At 60.6% G+C, this 19,936-nt stretch carries 16 protein-coding genes and 1 tRNA gene; 14 read left to right on the forward strand and 3 right to left on the reverse strand.

Translation table 11 applies throughout. The annotated features are described in order from the left end of the window. Positions 1–78: 78 nt before the first annotated feature. The 8 genes from AC1RR7_RS21325 (at position 79) to AC1RR7_RS21360 (ending at position 7,369) form a co-directional block, all read left to right on the forward strand. Positions 79–154 (forward strand) — tRNA-Glu (locus AC1RR7_RS21325). A 181-nt stretch (positions 155–335) separates the two neighbouring features. Beyond that, the gene (locus tag AC1RR7_RS21330; protein ID WP_102621522.1) at positions 336–875 is read left to right on the forward strand and encodes a TetR/AcrR family transcriptional regulator; all 540 of its coding nucleotides are present in this window, start codon (positions 336–338) and stop codon (positions 873–875) included. Between the two features lie 30 nt (positions 876–905). Then, on the forward strand, positions 906–1,739 hold the full coding sequence (locus AC1RR7_RS21335) for an alpha/beta fold hydrolase (RefSeq protein WP_085732470.1): 834 nt from the start codon (positions 906–908) through the stop codon (positions 1,737–1,739). Positions 1,740–1,786: 47 nt separating this feature from the next. Then, entirely contained in the window at positions 1,787–2,248 is a 462-nt protein-coding gene (locus AC1RR7_RS21340) for an acyl-CoA thioesterase (protein WP_493158384.1), read from the forward strand. A 35-nt stretch (positions 2,249–2,283) separates the two neighbouring features. Further along, the gene (locus AC1RR7_RS21345) at positions 2,284–3,243 is read left to right on the forward strand and encodes a tRNA dihydrouridine synthase (protein WP_493158386.1); all 960 of its coding nucleotides are present in this window, start codon (positions 2,284–2,286) and stop codon (positions 3,241–3,243) included. A 120-nt stretch (positions 3,244–3,363) separates the two neighbouring features. Further along, positions 3,364–3,810 carry an Hsp20 family protein gene (locus AC1RR7_RS21350; RefSeq protein WP_102621524.1) on the forward strand — a complete coding sequence of 149 codons (447 nt, stop codon included), beginning with the start codon at positions 3,364–3,366 and terminating at the stop codon, positions 3,808–3,810. A 185-nt stretch (positions 3,811–3,995) separates the two neighbouring features. After that, complete coding sequence (locus tag AC1RR7_RS21355) at positions 3,996–4,694, forward strand: DUF1266 domain-containing protein (protein ID WP_102621525.1); 699 nt, start codon at positions 3,996–3,998, stop codon at positions 4,692–4,694. Beyond that, a complete protein-coding gene (locus AC1RR7_RS21360) occupies positions 4,691–7,369 on the forward strand; it encodes a DUF805 domain-containing protein (RefSeq protein WP_493158388.1) in 2,679 nt (892 codons plus the stop codon). Before AC1RR7_RS21355 ends, AC1RR7_RS21360 begins: the two co-directional genes overlap by 4 nt. On the opposite strand, the gene AC1RR7_RS21365 is transcribed toward AC1RR7_RS21360, so the two are convergent. The 3 genes from AC1RR7_RS21365 to AC1RR7_RS21375 all read right to left on the reverse strand — a co-directional run bounded on the left by AC1RR7_RS21365 (position 7,366) and on the right by AC1RR7_RS21375 (position 13,404). After that, positions 7,366–9,057 carry a molecular chaperone HscC gene (locus AC1RR7_RS21365; protein WP_493158390.1) on the reverse strand — a complete coding sequence of 564 codons (1,692 nt, stop codon included), beginning with the start codon at positions 9,055–9,057 and terminating at the stop codon, positions 7,366–7,368. The genes AC1RR7_RS21360 and AC1RR7_RS21365 overlap by 4 nt on opposite strands. A 109-nt stretch (positions 9,058–9,166) precedes the next feature. After that, on the reverse strand, positions 9,167–12,445 hold the full coding sequence (locus tag AC1RR7_RS21370) for a PAS domain S-box protein (protein WP_493158391.1): 3,279 nt from the start codon (positions 12,443–12,445) through the stop codon (positions 9,167–9,169). Between the two features lie 68 nt (positions 12,446–12,513). Then, positions 12,514–13,404, reverse strand: a complete 891-nt coding sequence (locus AC1RR7_RS21375; protein WP_096821193.1) for a LysR family transcriptional regulator — start codon at positions 13,402–13,404, stop codon at positions 12,514–12,516. A gap of 140 nt (positions 13,405–13,544) precedes the next feature. On the opposite strand from AC1RR7_RS21375, the gene leuC reads away from it, so the two are divergent. The 6 genes from leuC to AC1RR7_RS21405 all read left to right on the forward strand — a co-directional run bounded on the left by leuC (position 13,545) and on the right by AC1RR7_RS21405 (position 19,876). After that, a complete protein-coding gene (gene leuC / locus AC1RR7_RS21380) occupies positions 13,545–14,963 on the forward strand; it encodes a 3-isopropylmalate dehydratase large subunit (protein ID WP_096821194.1) in 1,419 nt (472 codons plus the stop codon). Positions 14,964–14,973: 10 nt separating this feature from the next. After that, the gene (leuD, locus tag AC1RR7_RS21385) at positions 14,974–15,618 is read left to right on the forward strand and encodes a 3-isopropylmalate dehydratase small subunit (RefSeq protein WP_096821195.1); all 645 of its coding nucleotides are present in this window, start codon (positions 14,974–14,976) and stop codon (positions 15,616–15,618) included. A 36-nt stretch (positions 15,619–15,654) separates the two neighbouring features. Then, on the forward strand, positions 15,655–16,422 hold the full coding sequence (locus AC1RR7_RS21390) for a class I SAM-dependent methyltransferase (protein WP_011333352.1): 768 nt from the start codon (positions 15,655–15,657) through the stop codon (positions 16,420–16,422). Positions 16,423–16,491: 69 nt separating this feature from the next. Then, positions 16,492–17,574, forward strand: a complete 1,083-nt coding sequence (gene leuB / locus AC1RR7_RS21395) for a 3-isopropylmalate dehydrogenase (RefSeq protein WP_085732478.1) — start codon at positions 16,492–16,494, stop codon at positions 17,572–17,574. 66 nt (positions 17,575–17,640) lie between these two features. After that, positions 17,641–18,753 carry an aspartate-semialdehyde dehydrogenase gene (asd, locus tag AC1RR7_RS21400; RefSeq protein ID WP_064363920.1) on the forward strand — a complete coding sequence of 371 codons (1,113 nt, stop codon included), beginning with the start codon at positions 17,641–17,643 and terminating at the stop codon, positions 18,751–18,753. Between the two features lie 112 nt (positions 18,754–18,865). Further along, a complete protein-coding gene (locus AC1RR7_RS21405) occupies positions 18,866–19,876 on the forward strand; it encodes an aspartate-semialdehyde dehydrogenase (RefSeq protein ID WP_493158393.1) in 1,011 nt (336 codons plus the stop codon). Positions 19,877–19,936 lie beyond the last annotated feature (60 nt).

The following is a 19,936-nucleotide window of genomic DNA, read 5'->3' on the forward strand; positions in this document are numbered from 1 at the left end:
ATTTACAGTTCAGGGTCTGGCCACACCGACCTTGAATCGATCAGATCTCAGCACTGATCAGTTGTATAGAAGGTTTGTGTCCCCTTCGTCTAGTGGCCTAGGACACCGCCCTTTCACGGCGGTAACAGGGGTTCGAGTCCCCTAGGGGACGCCACGATTACCCGCTCTGCGGGATTTATAAGGGTCATTCAATTATTGAATGGCCCTTTTGTTTGTCTGGCGTTTGGCCAAATCTCCTTTTTCCTTAAACTGTGCTTCAGACCAGCGGTCATATTTTCGACTTGCAGAATATTATTATGAGAATAATATTCTAATCGTAATATTCGGAGGCAACGATGAACGACAAAAAAGCTCAAACCCGCGAACGCATCCTCAAGGCTGCCAGCGCCGCACTGATCCAGCGTGGCCCGGCCGAGCCGAGCGTGGGTGAAGTGATGGGCGCCGCCGGCCTGACTGTCGGTGGCTTCTATGCGCACTTTGAAAGCAAGGACGCCATGATGCTTGAGGCGTTCAAGCAGTTGCTGGGGCGTCGCCGAGACCTGATCGCCGATATGGACTCTGAATTGACCGGCGAAGAACGTCGCGCCCTGGTGGCAGCGTTCTACCTGTCGCGCAAACACCGTGATTCCAGCGATTCGGCCTGCCCGATCCCGGCATCCATCGGTGAGCTGGGACGGCTGCCGGAAGAGTTCCGCATCGCACTGAACGAGCACCTGGAGTTGATGATCGCGCAGTTGGCTTCAAGCCCTGAAGACATCGATAAAACGTTGGCCGACGTGGCCTTGATGGTAGGTGGTCTGGCGCTCTCAAGGGCGTTGGGGCCTGGTGATTTATCCGATCGATTGCTGCGCGCTGCCAAGTCGGCGGTGCGTTGACCTGAAGGCAACGAGCCTGAGGAGAGAGCGATGAGCACGTTGAAGTGGGTTCGCGGCGTTAATGGCACCTTGGGCTGGTTTGCACCGAAACTGGTGGCAAGCAAAATGCGGCTGGCATTCATGACCCCACGCGCCAATGCGCCACGGGATTGGGAATTGCCGCTGCTGGCGAAATCCGAGCGGATCACTTTGCGTTTCGGCCTCTCCGCGCTGCGCTGGGGGCAAGGTCCGACGGTTCTGCTGATGCACGGTTGGGAAGGGCGTCCGACCCAGTTTGCCGCGCTGATCACGGCGCTGGTCGAATCCGGTTACACCGTTGTCGCTCTCGACGGTCCGGCCCACGGTCGTTCGCCAGGGCGCGAAGCCAACGTCGTACTGTTTGCCCGGGCCATGCTCGAAGCCGCCGCTGAATTGCCTCCGCTGCAGGCCGTCATCGGCCACTCCATGGGCGGCGCCAGCGCCATGCTCGCGGTGCAATTGGGGTTGCGCACTGAAACCCTGGTCAGCATTGCTGCGCCGGCTCGCATTCTGGGCGTGTTGCGCGGGTTTGCCCGTTACGTCGGAATGCCGCCAAGAGCTCGTTCTGCCTTCATTCGGCAAGTCGAGCAGGACGTCGGTATGCGTGCCGCAACCCTCGATGTCGCCCACTATCAGCTGGATATGCCGGGCCTGATCGTGCACGCCGAAGACGACACCTTCGTCTCGGTCAAGGAATCCCAACTGATCCACGAATCCTGGTTCGACAGCCGACTGCTGCGCCTGGAAGCCGGCGGTCACCAGCGCGTGCTGGCCGACCCTCGGGTGATTGATGGCGTGTTATCACTGCTGGCCGGTCGCAGCCTTCAGGCGCGGCAATCGGCGTAGTCATCCGTTACACTGCCTCGGTTGAATCATTTGACCGGGAGTAGGGCATGGGCTGGGATCGGGCAACGCCGTTTACCATTGATCTGCAAGTGGGCGCCGAGGACATCGACGGGCTGGGGCACGCGAACAACGCGGTGTACGTCTCCTGGCTCGAACGTTGCGCCTGGCGCCACTCGCAGCGGCTGGGTCTGGATCTGGTCGAGTACCGTCGTCTGGATCGGGCGATGGCGGTGGTGCGGCACGAAATCGACTACCTGGCGGCCGCCTACGAAGGTGATGAACTGCAATTGGCGACCTGGATCGTCGATTGGGATCAGCGCCTGAAAATGACCCGTCACTTCCAGCTGATTCGCCCCAGCGACAACACCACGCTGCTGCGCGCCCAGACCACCTTTGTCTGCATCGAGCTGTCCACCGGCAGGCCCAAGCGCATGCCCGCCGAGTTCATCGAAGGCTACGGCCCGGCCATCCAGACAGCGGACGTGGGTTTAACCCGCGAAACCCAGTAAACTGCCGCACGTTTTTCCTTGAGTGTGTGTTTCCCATGCAAATTGCTCTGGCGCCGATGGAAGGGTTGGTCGATGACATCCTGCGCGATGTCCTGACCCGTGTCGGCGGTATCGACTGGTGTGTGACCGAGTTCATCCGGGTCAACGACCAGTTGCTGACTCCGGCCTATTTCCACAAGTTCGGCCCTGAATTGCTCAACGGCGCCCGCACAGCTTCCGGCGTACCGTTGCGCGTGCAATTACTGGGTTCCGATCCGGTGTGCCTGGCGGAAAACGCTGCGCTGGCCTGCGAACTGGGTTCTGAAGTGATCGATCTGAACTTCGGCTGCCCGGCCAAGACCGTCAACAAGTCCCGTGGCGGTGCGGTGCTGCTCAAGGAGCCGGAGCTGCTCAACCAGATCGTCGAACACGTGCGGCGTGCCGTGCCGGCGCACATTCCGGTTACCGCCAAGATGCGCCTCGGTTTCGATAGCCCGGACGGCTCGCTGGTCTGCGCCACGGCGCTGGCCGAAGGCGGCGCCGAGCACATTGTGGTTCACGCTCGAACCAAGATGGACGGCTACAAGCCACCGGCTCATTGGGAGTGGATTCCGCGCGTGCAGGACGTGGTCAAGGTGCCGGTGTTTGCCAACGGTGACATCTGGAGCGTCGACGACTGGCGCCGCTGCCGGGAAATCAGCGGCGTCGAGGACATCATGCTCGGTCGCGGCCTGGTTTCGCGTCCGGATCTGGCCCGTCAGATCGCTGCCGCCCGTGCCGGCGAGGAAGTCGTCGAGATGACCTGGGCCGAGCTGCTGCCGCTGATCCAGGACTTCTGGCTGCAAGCCAAGGCGCAGATGACAGCGCGCCAATCCCCGGGCCGCTTGAAGCAATGGCTGGCGATGCTGACCCGCAATTATCCTGAGGCTACCGAGTTGTTCACCGTGTTGCGCCGAGAAACCGAGCCGGACCACGTCTCGCGTTTGCTGGGCTTGCCGGTCGCCGAAGCCGCCTGAAAAAATCTCCGAACAATCTCTTGAAAACAAAACGCAGGTCCCTATCTAAGGGTTACGCGATGCCGAATTCGGGTCGCGGAGACAAAAAACCTTGCTGATTGTTTTCAGGAGATTTGAACCATGAGTACTGCATTTTCCCTCGCGCCACTGTTCCGTTCCTCGGTAGGCTTCGACCGTTTCAACGACCTGTTCGAAACCGCCCTGCGCAACGAACCGGGTAGCAGCTATCCGCCTTACAACGTCGAAAAACACGGTGACGATCAATACCGCATCGTCGTGGCGGCGGCCGGTTTCCAGGAAGAAGACCTGGAACTGCAAGTCGAGAAAGGTGTGCTGACCATCAGTGGCGGCAAGCGTGACGCGAACGAAGGCGTCACTTTCCTGCACCAGGGCATTGCCCAGCGTGCATTCAAGCTGTCCTTCCGCCTGGCCGATCACATCGAGATCAAGGCCGCCGGCCTGAGCAACGGCCTGCTGAGCATCGATCTGCTGCGTGTGATCCCGGAAGAAGCGAAAGCCAAGCGCATCCCGATCAACGGGACGCAGAAGCCGGCGCTGCAACACTGATTCACTTGCAGAAACAAATCGTCTGAACGGACGATAAGCCGCTGAACGAAGGCCCCGATACGTCGGGGCCTTTTTTGTGGGCGCAGGAAAACTGCGGTTCGGCTTTGCCGCCAGCGGCGGTTTCTCTACAATCCGCCGCAGTTTTGCCGACTCCCATCCTTACCGGTCGGCCTGGAGCCTTTTTCATGGACGATATTCAACAGCGCTGGCTGTGCGCCCTCTCTGCGCCGATGGTGGCGCTCAATCCTCGCGCCGAATACGACGAGCCAGCGTTTTACGCCGATCCACAATTCATCGACTTGCAATGCAGCTGGGGAATCAATGACCGCCCGCAATTATTGAGCATGTTCAAACGCATGACCGACAACGGTCATGCCAGGCATCTCAATGGTGCCTATCAGGCCTGGCAGCGTTGTCTGCCCGGCGAATGGCACGCATTGATGGAAACTCTCGAACCGCGTGAGCGCGTTCTGCACGATTTTGCCAGTCGCACCTTTGGTGACTGCGGGCCTGGCGGCATTCTGGCCTGGGACTATGGTCGCATGGGATTTCTGCTGCGCTGCGCGGTGCGCAACCAGTGGATCGATCTGACTGAAAGCGCCTGGTTGCACGGGCGGTTGGCGGTCAGGGCCCAATATCACTACAGCAGCTGGAAATCGTATTTCAACGGATTCCTTTTCGGTCGCGGGTTCTGGGGGTGTGAAAGCAAAGGTGATGACACCTTTGCTTTCGAGCTGGATCGGCAGGGCGAGCAATCGAACAGCGTGCAAGTGGCCCGTGGGCTTGCGCAGAACATGCCGGTTTTTCTGAACAACCTGCCTTGGCATCTGGAGCTCGACTTGCCCCAGCGTCCGGAATCTCTTGAGGAGTTCGACTGGTCATGAGTTGCTGGATACGTTTGGGTATCGAACCCACCGACAATGAATCGTTGATTCGAGATGCCTACCGCGCACGGCTGCCGGAACATCATCCGGAATCCGACCCTGAAGGATTCCAGGCACTGCGTCAGGCATACGAAAGTGCGATTCGCTTTGCTCGCGAAGAAGCACTTGAAGTGTCTGAAACCGTGGTTTCGGAAGTGCCTCAGGCCCTTGCCGACTTTGACAATCTGTTGAACGACCCTGCGCAGCGTTTTGATCCGCAGGCCTGGCAGAGCTTTGTCAAAACCCTGGATCAACTGCCGCTCGGCGTGCTCGACGACCTGCGCTGGGCGCTGTTTGGCCAGATGTTCAACGCCGATCTGTTGTCGCATCGTTGCGCCAGCGTACTCGTTGACCACATGGGCTGGCAGCATCAGTTGATGTCGCTGGGCTTCGAGCAGGCTCGGCAGGCGGAAGACTTTCTCGATCAGATCAATAAGCCCGACCCGTTCGATATGGCGTTGATGGGGGATTGGTCCGCCGCTGCACAGACCGAAAGCCTTTGGTATTTGCACACCCTGGATATGATCTTCAATCAGCGCTCGCTGCAGGAGTTCGACCGCTTTGTCAGTCGGCACACCTGCCTGCCATTGCCGGATCACACGGCGTCGATCAAGCGTCTGGTCGTGCAGTTCACTCAGGCTGGCATTGGGGGCGAGGGCCTGCGGCAGTTCTGCGTCGAGCTACAGCGTGAAACGCCGAATGACGTGGATTCGCTGTACCTGCTGGCCTGTCAGAACAGCCTGCTGGGGCTGGAGGACGAGGCATTTGCGTGCTGGGTGCAACTCTGGCAGGAACACCGGCACCCAAAGGCCGAGAGCGAGTTGTTGGCCTTGTGCGCCAGGCGTCAGCCGGATTTTCTTCCTTTGTTGATTCAGGCCTTCGACCGTCTCGGTGATTTTCGCGATTGGGCCTTTGATCTGGGGGATGCCACTCAAGCCTACGGCAGTCCATCGCTCCGGCCCGAAACCCTGGCTCGCTGGATGGGCATTGGCCCGGACCAGACTCAGGGCCTGGCCAAGGCGTTTTTGAACTGGCGGATGGCCGACGACGAATTGCCTTTGCTCGCGTTGCTGTTGGGCGCGCACGACGATGTTCGACTGCAGCAGCTTTATCGACATGCCTGGGCCCTGCATCGAGGCGATGTGCAACTGTTACAACAGTTGGTCGATCAGCCTCCGGCCATCGATGCACTTGAAGAACTGGTTCTGAGCGGGTTCAGGTCTCAAGCCCGACAGCATTTGCGTTGGTTGAGTCATGGGCCGATCCCGCTGACGATGGGCGCGTTTATCGATGAGGGTTCACAGCAAACGCACCTGCCCGAAGCGCTGGAGAAAGGCAGCGGCCACAAAGTCTGCCTTGCATGGCTGCGCAGGTTGCGAGCATACAGCCCGGTAGCGCTGGAGCGAGTCGAGCAGGCATTCTCCTTGGGCGACACGTACATGGCCGGCGAGTTGGCGGTGCTAAGTGTGCTGACCCAATTGAGTGATCGAGGCGTGGCGTTGCCACCTGTCGGCTCGGGAGAAGCGGTGTGGCAATGGCACGCCAGCACCCTATATCTGTTGGCATTGCTCAGCGAGCCGGAGCGCTGGCTGAGCTTGACGGGTGATCTGACGCTGGAACACCTGCCGTTCGATTCGGCCCAGCCAGCCAGTCGGTTGCAACCGCTGTTGCGGCGTCTTTATCGCGAGCAGGGAGATCTCAACGGTTTGCTTGGCTGGTTGCAGGTCGAAGACCCGGTGCATGCCGTACTTGCCCGGCAATTGACGGGCGTCCAGCAAGCACTCGACAGCGTGCGATTACTGAGCAATGACCGCTTGTATGATTGTGTGCACAGCGACTTGCGTGCGTTCAGTGATGACGTGCTCGGACGCATGCTGCTGACGGGTGTGCTGTATCACGATCCATTGATGGATGCGCAGCAACGCCGCTATTTGCTCGAAAGGACAACCGAGATCATCAACTCACAGGACTGGTTCGACGGTTTCCGTCACAGTCTGATCAAGGGCGAGCCGACGCACCCGCCATCACAGGCGTTGACGGAGTATGAAGGTATCCACAGCGAGACCTTTTACCTGGCCCTCGATGCGCTCAAAGGGTTGGTGCGCTACGGCAGCGCCGGGGTGCCGCGACAGAAGATTTTGCTGCGCATGCAGCGCGCCAAGGACAACCCGGACCATGGGGTCGGTCTGCGTCTGGCGTTCAGTGCATTGTTGTCGTGGTCGGAACGCTTGCTGCTGGCCCGGGCCGACAGTCGTCCGGCATCGCCTTTGGCCTTCTGGCGCCTGAATACTCGCCTGGCGCGCGGGCCGTTCTTCTGGCAGGTGCTCGGCTCGTTGTTGGTGACGCCGCTGGCGGCTTTGCTCAGCGGCACACCGTTTTCCGCAATTGCCGTATTGCTGCTGGGCGGTGTGTTCTTGCTTGGGGCCATACTGCGACGTTTGCATGACATGGGGCGGGGCATCCCGACGTTGTTGATCCTGCTCTGCCTGTCGCCGGTGTTGCCGTTTCTGCCGTTGATGCTGTTTGCGTTTCCCGGTGACATGCTGCCCAACCGTTATGGTGTGCCGCCGGACAGCGCCGGTGAAGACATGCTGCCCGGCGGCTTGCAGGCTACGCTGCGTCGGCTCAACGGTTAGAGATGCAGTTCATCGAGCGCCTTCTCGAGCTGTGATCGATGGCTGGCAATCTCCCTGGGTTGCTGGCCGCCGAGCACGGCGTTGAAGGTGTCCATCCAGTCGGCAATGCGTTCGCGTTCATTGCCGAGGCTCTGCATCCAGGCGCGTTCAAGGCGTGCCAGCAATGTGCGGTTGGGCAGCGAATCGCGAGGGTGGACTTTCAGGGTAGAAAGTCGTTCACGGCTGTCTTGCCGAGCCTGCTCGTCGAGCCCGGTCGGACTGCGGTCGATACTGTGGCTGTGACGTTCGCCACTGTCGAGCAGGGTGACGTCCACTTCCAGCAGGCCATTGATGTCATAGCTGAAGCGTACATCCAGGCTCTGAATGTGTTCGCTGGGCTTGAACTGCACATCAAAGGAATCAATGAAGATGTTGTCGCGCACCCACGGGCGCTCACCCTGATAAACCGCAATGCGGATCTCGGTCTGTTGTGCAAACGTTGTGGAGTAGCGCTGTACCCGTGAGGTCGGAATAACGGTGTTGCGCTCGATAATCGGCGAAAAAGCACCACTGATACCTTCACCACGGTTGGTCGAAATCCCCAGGGTGTAAGGGCAGACATCGGTCAGAATCAACTCTTCAACTGCACCGTCCCGTGCCTTGCACGCCGCTTGCGTCGCCGCACCCAGTGCGACGATCGTGTCCGGATCGAGGTGTCGGTAAGGCAGGCGTCCGAAGAGCGTGGCCACCATTTGCTGCACCGCCGGCATCCGTGTGGCGCCGCCCACCAGCACCAGGCTGTCGAGGTCTCGGGGTTTGAGGCGGGCATCGCGCAGGGCTTGCTCGATCGGTGCGCGCAAGCGGGCCAGAAGAGGTTCCCAGATTTTTATCGCACGGGTTTCGTCCAGCGACCATTCGAACGTCCTGTCGGCATATCGCCAGTTCAGGTGCCGGGTGCCTTCACCGAGTTTGCATTTGAGCTGTTCCAGCGCATCGCTCAAGCTGGCCATGCCCTGCGCGTCGATCATGGCGGGCGTCAGTTGCCAGTCGCTGAGGCACGCCTGCAGCAAGGCCTCGGTAAAGTCTTCGCCACCCAGAAAGTTGTCACCGGTAGATGCATGCACCTCGATCAGCGGCAACGCATATTCCAGCACCGTGACATCGAAGGTCCCGCCGCCCAGATCGAAGATCAGCGTGCGTTCGAATTTCTGTTCGTGCAGCCCGTACGCCATGGCGGCGGCGGTCGGTTCGTTGATCAGGCGGGAGACTTTCAGGCCCGCCAGTTCGGCGGCGAATAGCGTGCGTTTGCGTTGCTCGTCACTGAAATACGCCGGCACGGAAATCACCGCTTCAGACACCGGATGACCGAGAAAGGCCTCGGCATCCTGTTTGAGCGAACCGATCACCAGCGCCGAGAGTTCTTCCGGGCTGAATGAGCGCCCACCCAGTTCCAGATGTTTTTCACTGCCCATGAATCGCTTGAACGCCGCCGCTGTGCGTTCCGGGTGGGTGGTCAGGCGTGCGCGGGCGGCTTTGCCGACCAGAATGCTGTCGTCTTCATCGAGGCTGACGACGGAAGGCGTGAGTACCTCGCCGAGGGCGTTGGGGATCAACCGGGCCTGACCGTCCTGCCAGACGGCGATCAAACTGTTGGTGGTACCAAGGTCAATGCCCAGCAGGGCCGGGCGGGGGAGGGTTGCATCCTGCATGATCGATCTCGAAACGGCGCGAAAAAACGCGACCCTACAGGTTGCCGCCAACCCTGGCAATTACCGGCCTGACGTCGATGCCTGCGGTCGGCAACCGCAGGCGTTCCGGTCAATCCAGCAAGCCTTTCAATACCTCCAGCGCCACCGGCCGGCTGTGCAGATACCCCTGATACAAATGGCAACCCAGCCCTTGCAGGAATTCCAGCTGCTCCGGGGTTTCCACGCCTTCGGCGATCACTTCCAGTTCCAGGCTGCGGGCCATGGCGACGATGGCGCGAATGATCTCGGCGTCGTTGGGGTCACTGGTGGCGTCGCGGATGAACGACTGATCGATCTTCAGCGTGTCCACCGGCAGGCGTTTCAGGTAGGTCAGTGATGAATAGCCAGTGCCGAAGTCGTCCATGGCGAAGCTCACGCCGAGTTTTTTCAGGCGGCGCATCTTGCTGATGGTGTCTTCCAGGTTCTGGATGACGATGCCTTCGGTGATTTCCAGTTTCAGCAGCGAGCAGGGCAGGCCGTGGCTGGTCATGCTGTGTTCGATGCGTTCGACGAAGTCGTTCTGGCGGAACTGCCGGGGGCTGATGTTCACGCACAGGCTGAATGCCAGAGGATCGATCAGGCCGTCGGCGATCAGTTGTTTGAAGGCATCGCAGGCTTCATCGAGGATCCAGGTGCCGACCTCGAGAATCAGCCCGCTGTCCTCCAGGACCTTGATGAACTCGGTGGGTGATTGCGCACCGAGCTCCGGGTGATTCCAGCGCACCAGCGCTTCGGCGCCGATGATGCGATTGTCCCGGGCGTCCACTTGCGGCTGGAAATGCACGTTGAATTCGCCACGGGACAGCGCCAGGCGCAGATCGGTCTCCATGCGCAGCCGTTCGCTGGCCGCTTTCTGCATGGTGTTGTGGTACATCTGCGTGGTGTTGCGCCCGGAATCCTTGGCTCGATACAGCGCAATGTCCGCGCGCTTGAGCAGGTCGGTCGGGGTCGAACCGTGATCGGGTATTAGTGCCACGCCAATGCTCGGCGTCACTTGCAGGCGCTGGCCGTCGAGGAACATCGGTTCGGACAGCAATTCGCGAATGGTGTCGGCCAGTTCACGCACCTGGCCGCTGACTTCGTTGCGGGTGCCTTCCAGGCCGCTGAGCAACACCACGAATTCATCGCCACCGAGCCTCGCCACGGTGTCTTCCATGCGCACGCTGGCCTCAAGTCGCGCGGTGATGATTTTCAGCACCGTATCGCCGACCGGATGGCCGAGCGAGTCGTTGATGTGCTTGAAGTGATCCAGGTCGAGAAACAGCAGCGCGCCGCGCAGGTTGTGGCGTTTGAGCAGGGCTATCTGCTGGCTCAGGCGATCCATCAGCAGCGCACGGTTGGGCAGGTTGGTCAGCGGGTCGTGATAGGCCAGATGACGGATCTGCGCTTCGGCGTTCTTCAGCAGGCTGACGTCCCGGGCGGTCATCAGCAGGCACGCGGTTTCGTTGAGCGTGATCGGTTCGACCGACACTTCCACCGTCAGCAACTCCCCGCGCTTGTTGCGCCCGAGCATTTCCTGATGGTGCACACGGCCCTTGATCTGTAGCTCGGCAAGCAGCCCCGAGCGCTGTTTTTCCTCGGCCCAGATGCCGACCTGATACACGGTTTTGCCCACCACTTCGTCGGCGCGATAACCGGTCAGGCGACAGAAGCCGTCGTTGACCTCCAGATAACGCCCGGTGTCACGTTCGGTGATGGTGATGGCGTCGGGGCTTGAGTGAAACGCCTTGGCGAACTTCTCTTCACTGGCCTTGAGGGCCGCTTCCGAGCGTTGTTGCTGGGTAATGTCGCGCAGCGTTGTGACGATGCACGGCTGATTGCCGACGCTGATCTGGCGGCTGGAAATCACACAGGTCAGCGACTGACCGTCCTTGTGCTGGACGATGATCGCGACATTGCTCAGGCCCTGTTCGCGAATCACCCGTTCGATACGCTGCAGGCTTTTCGCCGAGGCATCCCACAGGCCGATTTCTTCGGCGGTATGGCCGATGACGTCAGTGGCGCTCCAGCCGAAGGTCTGGGTGAAACTGGAGTTGATCTCGATGAACTCCCCGGTTTCCTGGCGGGTCACGCAGATCGGGTCGGGGCTGACCTGGAACAGCGTGGCGAACTTCTCTTCCGAAGCCACCAGCCGTTGTTCGCGTTCGACCTGATCGGTGATGTCCAGCAGGGTGCCCGCCATGCGCAGCGGCGCGCCGTTTTCATCGCGATAGAGGCGGGCGCGGCTTTCCAGATAGCGTGAGCTGCCGTCCGGCAGTTGCACGCGGTAGGTCAGTTGATAATTGCCCGCCGGACCTTCGCGCAGACTGCGGTAGGCATCGCGCATGCTGTCGCGTTCCTCGCCGGGCACGCCTTCGAAGAATTCGTCAAAAGATTCGTGAAACGGAATCGGCTCCAGCCCGTGCAATTGCGCGGCGCGGGCCGAGCCGTAGAGCATGCCGCTGGGAATGTGCCAGTCCCAGGTGCCGAGCTGGGCAGAGTCCAGTGCCAGATCGAGGCGTTCCTGGCTGTCCTTGAGCGCGTGTTCGGCGGCTTTGCGCTCAGTGGTGTCGAGAAAGGTGCTCAATAAATAAGGCTGGCCTTCAAGTTCGACCTTTTGTGCACTGAGGATGCCGTCGTGGACTTGACCATTGCTGGCGCGGAACTGCACTTCCATGCTGATCAGCTCGCCCTTGGCCTTGGTCTTCTTGACCAGCTCCGCCCGTTGCTCGGGATGCACCCACAGGCCCAGTTCCAGGGTGGTACGTCCGATCGCACTTTGCACCGGCCAGCCGAACAGGCTTTCGAAATACTGGTTGGCCTCGCTGATCAGGCCGTCTTCCTGGCGGGTCAGCAGCACCATGTTCGGGCACAGATGAAACAGTGTGGCGAAACGTTTCTCCGAACTGCTGAGGGCCTGTTCCCGTTGCCGCTGGTGGGTGATTTCACGGATCACCCCGATCATTCGGGGCCGGCCATGCTTGTCCGGCAGCAGGCTGCCATTGATCTCCAGCCAGTGCAGGCTGCCATCTGGCCAGCGGATGCGGTGGTGCATCGCCTGTTCCAGTGGCGCGCCGGCTATTACCGCGTGGAAGGCGCGAACGGTTTTCGCCCGGTCTTCCGGCGGCAGCAGGTCGAGGTATTCCAGATCTTCGGGCAACGGCTGCCGTGGATCGAAGCCGAACAAGGCCTGAGTGCCCCGCGACCAACTGATCTGCCCGCGTTCGATGTCCCAATACCAGGCGCCGAGTCGGGCGCCATTGAGCGCCGCGAGCAATTGCGGCGCGCTCTCCCAGCTCTGCTCGGAACGCCGTGGATCAATGGCCTGAATACGCGGCATCGGCGGAATACGGTCAACAGATTTCGGCATTGTTAAGGGGCCTTGAGCTGATTTGGGCATTAGGCACAGGGACGGCAGCTCTATAGGAGTAGCACAAGTCAGCCGTGATTCCCTGGCAGATCGATTTGAGCGTCCAGCAGGGCCATAAACGCCCGTGCAGCATTCGACAGCGTCCGTTCGGTGTGCAGGATATAGCCTAGCTGGCGACTGAGCTGTATGCCCGGCAAAGGTATGCGCGCCACCTGTTCATCGAGCATGGTGCGCGGCAAAACGCTCCACGCCAGGCCAATCGACACCATCATCTTGATGGTTTCCAGGTAGTTAGTGCTCATGGCGATGTTCGGCGTCAGCCCCTGTGCCTCGAACAGACGTTGGACAATATGGTGGGTAAAGGTGTTGCCGCCGGGGAAAACTGCCGGATGGCCGGCAATGTCCGCCAATGTGACAGCGCCGTTGCTGATCAATGTGTGTTCCGGTGCAACCACGAAATCCAGCGGGTCATCCCAGACCGGCGTGGCCTTGACCAGTGTGTGCGGCTCCGGCGCCAGGGTGATGACCGCCAGTTCTGCACGGCCATGGAGAATTTCCTCGTAGGCCACTTCCGAATCGAGGAACTGAATATCCAGCGCCACCTGTGGGTAACGGCGGGTGTACTCCCTTAATAAGGGCGGCAAACGATGCAGGCCGATGTGGTGACTGGTGGCCAGGGTCAGACGACCGGTCACTTCGCCGGTCAGGTTGGTCAGGGCGCGGCGCGTGTCATCGAGCACGTTGAGAATCTGATAAGCCCGTGGCAGCAAGGCCCGGCCGGCCTCGGTCAGACCCACTTCGCGGCCCAGTCGGTCGAACAGCCGCACATTCAGTTGCTGCTCCAGCCCGGCGATGCGTTTGCTGATCGCCGGTTGCGTCAGGTGCAGGCGTTCACCGGCGCCGGAGAAGCTCCCGGACTCGGCGATGGCGATAAAAGCATTGAGGTTGGCCAGATCCATGTTCGTATTCCAGTTGGTTATCCAAAGCATAAAAAATATGAATTTGAGTTATTCAATCTAACCCCATAGGATCGGCCTCACAAGCCAAAGGGTTATTGATAAGCCCAGGGCATAGAAACAAGCTGATGAGGAAACGTCTGATGGCCGGCAAAACGCTCTACGACAAGCTCTGGGATTCGCATTTGGTCAAGCAGCGCGACGATGGTTCGGCGCTGATCTACATCGATCGTCACATCATCCACGAAGTGACCTCGCCGCAAGCCTTCGAAGGCTTGCGTCTGGCCGGGCGCAAGCCATGGCGCATCGATGCCAACATCGCGACCCCGGACCACAACGTACCGACCACCCCGGAGCGCAAGGGCGGCATCGCGGCCATTGCCGACCAGGTCTCGCGTTTGCAGGTTCAGACCCTCGACGACAACTGCGATGAATACGGCATCGTCGAATTCAAGATGAACGACGTCCGCCAGGGCATCGTCCACGTGATCAGCCCGGAGCAGGGCGCGACCTTGCCGGGCATGACCGTGGTCTGCGGCGACTCGCACACCTCGACCCACGGCGCGTTCGGCGCATTGGCCCACGGTATCGGCACTTCCGAGGTTGAGCACGTGCTCGCCACTCAGTGCCTGGTCGCCAAGAAAATGAAGAACATGCTGGTGCGCGTCGAAGGCCAATTGCCGTTCGGCGTGACCGCCAAGGACATCGTTCTCGCCGTGATCGGCAAGATCGGCACCGCCGGCGGTAACGGCCACGCTATCGAGTTCGCTGGCAGCGCGATCCGCGACTTGTCCGTCGAAGGCCGCATGACCATCTGTAACATGTCCATTGAAGCCGGCGCCCGTGTGGGTCTGGTGGCGGCGGACCAAAAGACTGTGGACTACGTCAAGGGCCGTCCGTTCGCTCCGAAAGGCGCCGAGTGGGATCTGGCCGTCGAATCCTGGAAAGACCTGGTGTCCGACGCCGACGCGCATTTCGACACCGTGGTCGAACTCGACGCTGCACAGATCAAGCCGCAAGTCAGCTGGGGCACATCGCCGGAAATGGTGTTGGCCGTTGATCAGAACGTGCCGGACCCGGCTAAAGAGATGGATCTGGTCAAACGCGACTCGATCGTCCGCGCCTTGAAATACATGGGTTTGACCGCCAATCAGGCGATCACCGACATCCAGCTCGACCGCGTATTCATCGGTTCCTGCACCAACTCGCGCATCGAAGATTTACGCGCTGCTGCGGTGATCGCCAAGGGCCGCAAGGTTGCTTCGACCATCAAGCAGGCCATCGTGGTGCCGGGTTCGGGTCTGGTGAAGGCACAGGCTGAGGCCGAAGGTCTGGACAAGATCTTCCTCGAAGCCGGTTTCGAATGGCGTGAGCCGGGTTGCTCGATGTGCCTGGCGATGAACCCGGACCGTTTGGAGTCCGGCGAGCATTGCGCCTCGACGTCCAACCGTAACTTCGAAGGCCGTCAGGGCGCCGGTGGCCGTACCCACCTCGTCAGCCCGGCCATGGCCGCTGCGGCGGCGGTGAACGGTCGTTTCATCGACGTTCGTGAATTGATCTGAGGAGCGCAGCATGAAAGCTTTTACCCAGCACACTGGCCTTGTCGCACCTCTGGATCGTGCCAACGTCGACACCGACCAGATCATCCCGAAGCAGTTTCTGAAGTCGATCAAGCGCACCGGTTTCGGCCCGAACCTGTTCGACGAGTGGCGTTACCTGGATGTCGGTCAACCGTATCAGGACAACTCCAAGCGTCCGCTGAACAAGGAATTCGTGCTCAACGCCGAGCGTTATCAAGGCGCCAGCGTGTTGCTGGCCCGCGAAAACTTCGGTTGCGGCTCCAGCCGTGAGCACGCGCCATGGGCGCTGGAAGAATACGGTTTCCGCAGCATCATCGCGCCGAGCTACGCCGACATCTTCTTCAACAACAGCTTCAAGAACGGCTTGCTGCCGATCATCTTGAGCGATGCCGAAGTCGACGAACTGTTCAAACAGGTCGAGGCCGCGCCGGGCTATCAGTTGCAGATCGATCTGCACGAACAGACCGTGACCAGCCCGAACGGCAAGGTGTACCGCTTCGAGATCGACGCGTTCCGCAAGCACTGCCTGCTCAACGGTCTGGACGACATCGGCCTGACCTTGCAGGACGGCGATGCGATCGCGGCGTTTGAAGGCAAGCATCGCGCCAGTCAGCCGTGGTTGTTCCGCGACGCGTGAATTAGAAAGGTTGAAACCCCAACAAAGGAAGTACTCATGACCAGCACCGCCCAGCACAGTCAGGTTGTACAAAAGCAATTCGGTGAACAGGCCGCCGCCTACCTGAGCAGCGCCGTTCACGCTCAAGGCACTGAATTTGCGCTGCTACAGGCTGAGCTGGCGGGGCAGGGCGAGGCTCGGGTGCTGGACCTGGGTTGCGGCGCCGGGCACGTGAGTTTTCACGTCGCTTCGCTGGTGAAAGAAGTGGTGGCCTACGACCTGTCGCAGCAAATGCTCGACGTGGTGGCTGCGGCTGCCGTTGATCGCGGTTTGAGCAATGTGTCCACGGTCAACGGTGCCGCCGAGCGCCTGCCGTTCGCCGATGGCGAGTTCGATTTCGTGTTCAGCCGTTACTCGGCGCACCACTGGAGTGACCTCGGCGTGGCGCTGCGCGAAGTGCGTCGGGTGCTGAAGCCGGGTGGCGTGGCGGCGTTCATCGACGTGCTGTCGCCGGGCAGTCCGCTGTTCGACACCTACCTGCAGAGCGTCGAAGTGCTGCGCGACACCAGCCATGTACGCGATTATTCTGCCGGTGAGTGGCTGCGCCAGGTCAGCGAGGCCGGTCTGCACACCCGCAGCACCACGCGTCAGCGCCTGCGTCTGGAGTACAACAGCTGGGTCGAGCGCATGCGCACACCTGAAGTGATGCGCGCCGCGATCCGCCAGTTGCAGCAGTCGATGGGCAACGAAGTGCGCGAATATTTTGAGATTGAGGCCGATGGTTCGTTCAGTACAGATGTACTGGTGCTCTGGGCTGAAAAGTAATCTTGGAACGATAAGTATTTTTCCGGGCGCGCCTGTCGATGGCGCACCGACTGAAGACACGAGGAAAGCATGAGCAAGCAGATTCTGATTCTCCCAGGCGACGGTATTGGTCCGGAAATCATGGCCGAAGCGGTCAAGGTGCTGGAGCTGGCCAACGACAAGTACAGCCTGGGCTTCGAGCTGAGCCATGACGTGATCGGTGGCGCGGCCATCGACAAGCACGGCGTACCGCTGGCCGACGAAACCCTCGACCGCGCTCGCGCTGCCGACGCCGTGCTGCTGGGCGCCGTGGGCGGTCCGAAATGGGACACCATCGAGCGTGACATCCGCCCTGAGCGCGGCCTGCTGAAAATCCGTGCGCAACTGGGCCTGTTCGGCAACCTGCGCCCGGCGATTCTGTACCCGCAACTGGCTGACGCCTCGAGCCTGAAACCGGAAATCGTTGCCGGCCTGGACATCCTGATCGTCCGTGAGCTGACCGGCGGTATCTATTTCGGCGCGCCGCGTGGCACCCGTACTCTGGAAAACGGCGAGCGTCAGTCCTACGACACGCTGCCGTACAGCGAAAGCGAAATCCGCCGCATCGCCCGCGTCGGTTTCGACATGGCCATGGTTCGTGGCAAAAAGCTGTGCTCGGTGGACAAGGCCAACGTGCTGGCGTCCAGCCAACTGTGGCGTGAAGTGGTCGAGCAGGTGGCCAAGGATTACCCTGAAGTCGAACTGAGCCACATGTACGTCGACAACGCCGCCATGCAACTGGTGCGTGCACCGAAGCAGTTCGACGTGATCGTCACCGACAACATGTTCGGCGACATCCTGTCCGACGAAGCGTCGATGCTCACCGGCTCCATCGGCATGCTGCCGTCGGCTTCGCTGGACGCCAACAACAAGGGCATGTACGAGCCTTGCCACGGTTCGGCGCCGGACATCGCGGGCAAAGGCATTGCCAACCCGCTGGCGACCATTCTGTCGGTGTCGATGATGCTGCGTTACAGCTTCAATCTGCACGAAGCGGCCGATGCCATCGAGAAAGCGGTCAGCGTGGTGCTGGATCAAGGGCTGCGCACCGGCGACATCTTTTCGACCGGTTGCACTAAAGTCGGTACGCAGGAAATGGGTGACGCAGTAGTCGCCGCGCTGCGGAATCTGTAATCTCTCGGGCCCGCTGCGAAATTCAAGACAAAGCAGCGGCCCACTTTTCAAGAAGGTGTAGTTGCGATGAAACGTGTAGGTCTGATCGGTTGGCGCGGCATGGTCGGTTCCGTGCTCATGCAGCGGATGCTGGAAGAGCAGGATTTCGATCTTATCGAGCCGGTGTTTTTCACCACTTCCAACGTCGGTGGCCAAGGCCCGTCCGTGGGCAAGGACATTGCTCCGCTCAAGGACGCTTACAGCATTGATGAGCTGAAGACCCTCGACGTGATCCTGACCTGCCAGGGCGGCGACTACACCAGCGAAGTGTTCCCGAAGCTGCGCGAAGCCGGCTGGCAGGGTTACTGGATCGACGCGGCCTCGAGCCTGCGGATGAACGACGACGCCGTCATCATCCTCGACCCGGTCAACCGCAAGGTCATCGACCAGCAGCTCGACGCGGGCACCAAGAACTACATCGGCGGCAACTGCACCGTCAGCCTGATGCTGATGGGCCTGGGCGGTCTGTTCGAGGCCGGTCTGGTCGAGTGGATGAGCGCCATGACCTATCAGGCGGCGTCCGGTGCCGGCGCGCAGAACATGCGTGAACTGATCAAGCAGATGGGCGCGACCCACGCCGCTGTCGCCGATCAACTGGCTGATCCGGCCAGCGCGATCCTCGACATCGACCGCCGTGTGGCCGAAGCCATGCGCAGCGACGCGTACCCGACCGAAAACTTCGGCGTACCGCTGGCCGGCAGCCTGATCCCGTGGATCGACAAGGAACTGCCGAACGGCCAGAGCCGCGAAGAGTGGAAGGCCCAGGCCGAGACCAACAAGATCCTCGGTCGCTTCAAGAGCCCGATCCCGGTCGACGGTATCTGCGTGCGCATCGGCGCCATGCGTTGCCACAGCCAGGCGCTGACCATCAAGCTGAACAAAGACGTGCCGATCGCCGACATTGAAGGGCTGATCAGCCAGCACAACCCTTGGGTCAAACTGGTGCCTAACCAGCGCGAAATCAGCATGCAGGAGCTGAGCCCGACGAAAGTCACCGGTACCCTGAACGTGCCGGTCGGTCGTCTGCGCAAGCTGAACATGGGGTCGCAGTTCGTCGGTGCCTTCACCGTCGGCGACCAACTGCTGTGGGGCGCGGCCGAACCGCTGCGTCGCATGCTGCGGATCCTGCTTGAGCGTTGATCGCGTGACGCAATGAAAGAACCCGCGCCTTGAAAGAGGCGCGGGTTTTTTTTGCCTGCATGGCGGCCACCCGGTAAAGTGCCGCTCCCCCCGTTTCGCCAGAGGCAGCACCATGACCCAGACCCTTGATATTGCCGTGATCGGCGCCACCGGTACTGTCGGCGAAACCCTTGTGCAGATTCTCGAAGAGCGCGACTTTCCGGTCGGCACCTTGCACCTGTTGGCCAGCAGCGAATCCGCCGGCAGTTCGGTGCTTTATCGCAACAAGAACGTGCGAGTGCGTGAAGTCGACGAGTTCGACTTCAGCAAGGTCAAGCTGGCGTTCTTCGCCGCCGGCCCGGCCATCACCCTGAGTTACGCCGCCCGCGCTCACGCGGCGGGTTGCTCGCTGGTCGATCTGTCCGGTGCGTTGCCGGCGGATCAGGCGCCGCAAGTGGTGCCGGAAGCCAATGCCGAGGTGCTGGCCGGTTTGAAAGTGCCGTTCCAGGTCAGCAGCCCAAGCCCGTCGGCGACCACTTTGGCCGTGGTGCTGGCGCCGCTGCTTGATCTGATCGAGCTGCAATATGTGCATGTCACCGCCAATCTGGCGGTTTCCGCCCAAGGCCGCGAAGCGGTGACCGAGCTGGCTCGCCAGACCGCCGAGTTGCTGAACATGCGTCCGCTGGAGCCGACATTCTTCGACCGGCAGATGGCTTTCAACTTGCTGGCTCAGGTCGGTACGCCTGACGCTCAAGGCCACACGCTGCTGGAAAAACGTCTGGTGCGCGAACTGCGTCAGGTGCTGGCCAAGCCTTTATTAAAGATTTCCGCAACTTGCGTTCAAGCCCCGGTGTTTTTTGGCGATAGCTTTAGCGTGACCTTGCAGTCAGAGAGCGCGGTCGACCTGGAAAAGGTCAATGCCGCCCTTGAAGCCGCTGACGGCATCGAACTGGTTGAAGCCGGCGATTATCCGACCGCCGTCGGTGACGCGGTGGGCCAGGACGTGGTCTATGTCGGACGGGTGCGTAGCGGTGTCGACGAGCCGTCGGAACTAAATCTGTGGCTGACGTCAGATAACGTACGCAAAGGTGCGGCTCTCAACGCGGTGCAAGTGGCCGAGTTGTTGATAAAAGGCCTGCTGTAAAAGATACTTGGCAACAATTTGTCGACTGATTCTAGCCGGGCGCTATGCTTGGCCAGATCA

The sequence above is a fragment of the Pseudomonas sp. GW821-FHT11G12 genome (genome assembly GCF_058808055.1).

Excerpts from the sequence above, each read along its gene's own strand:
- leuD (WP_096821195.1), top strand. The coding sequence starts at position 14,974 with ATGAAAGCTTTTACCCAGCACACTGGCCTTGTCGCACCTCTGGATCGT.
- AC1RR7_RS21365 (WP_493158390.1), bottom strand. The coding sequence starts at position 9,057 with ATGCAGGATGCAACCCTCCCCCGCCCGGCCCTGCTGGGCATTGACCTT.
- AC1RR7_RS21360 (WP_493158388.1), top strand. The coding sequence starts at position 4,691 with ATGAGTTGCTGGATACGTTTGGGTATCGAACCCACCGACAATGAATCG.
- asd (WP_064363920.1), top strand. The coding sequence starts at position 17,641 with ATGAAACGTGTAGGTCTGATCGGTTGGCGCGGCATGGTCGGTTCCGTG.
- AC1RR7_RS21390 (WP_011333352.1), top strand. The coding sequence starts at position 15,655 with ATGACCAGCACCGCCCAGCACAGTCAGGTTGTACAAAAGCAATTCGGT.
- AC1RR7_RS21375 (WP_096821193.1), bottom strand. The coding sequence starts at position 13,404 with ATGGATCTGGCCAACCTCAATGCTTTTATCGCCATCGCCGAGTCCGGG.
- AC1RR7_RS21330 (WP_102621522.1), top strand. The coding sequence starts at position 336 with ATGAACGACAAAAAAGCTCAAACCCGCGAACGCATCCTCAAGGCTGCC.
- AC1RR7_RS21370 (WP_493158391.1), bottom strand. The coding sequence starts at position 12,445 with ATGCCGAAATCTGTTGACCGTATTCCGCCGATGCCGCGTATTCAGGCC.
- AC1RR7_RS21405 (WP_493158393.1), top strand. The coding sequence starts at position 18,866 with ATGACCCAGACCCTTGATATTGCCGTGATCGGCGCCACCGGTACTGTC.
- AC1RR7_RS21340 (WP_493158384.1), top strand. The coding sequence starts at position 1,787 with ATGGGCTGGGATCGGGCAACGCCGTTTACCATTGATCTGCAAGTGGGC.
- leuC (WP_096821194.1), top strand. The coding sequence starts at position 13,545 with ATGGCCGGCAAAACGCTCTACGACAAGCTCTGGGATTCGCATTTGGTC.
- AC1RR7_RS21345 (WP_493158386.1), top strand. The coding sequence starts at position 2,284 with ATGCAAATTGCTCTGGCGCCGATGGAAGGGTTGGTCGATGACATCCTG.
- AC1RR7_RS21355 (WP_102621525.1), top strand. The coding sequence starts at position 3,996 with ATGGACGATATTCAACAGCGCTGGCTGTGCGCCCTCTCTGCGCCGATG.
- leuB (WP_085732478.1), top strand. The coding sequence starts at position 16,492 with ATGAGCAAGCAGATTCTGATTCTCCCAGGCGACGGTATTGGTCCGGAA.
- AC1RR7_RS21350 (WP_102621524.1), top strand. The coding sequence starts at position 3,364 with ATGAGTACTGCATTTTCCCTCGCGCCACTGTTCCGTTCCTCGGTAGGC.
- AC1RR7_RS21335 (WP_085732470.1), top strand. The coding sequence starts at position 906 with ATGAGCACGTTGAAGTGGGTTCGCGGCGTTAATGGCACCTTGGGCTGG.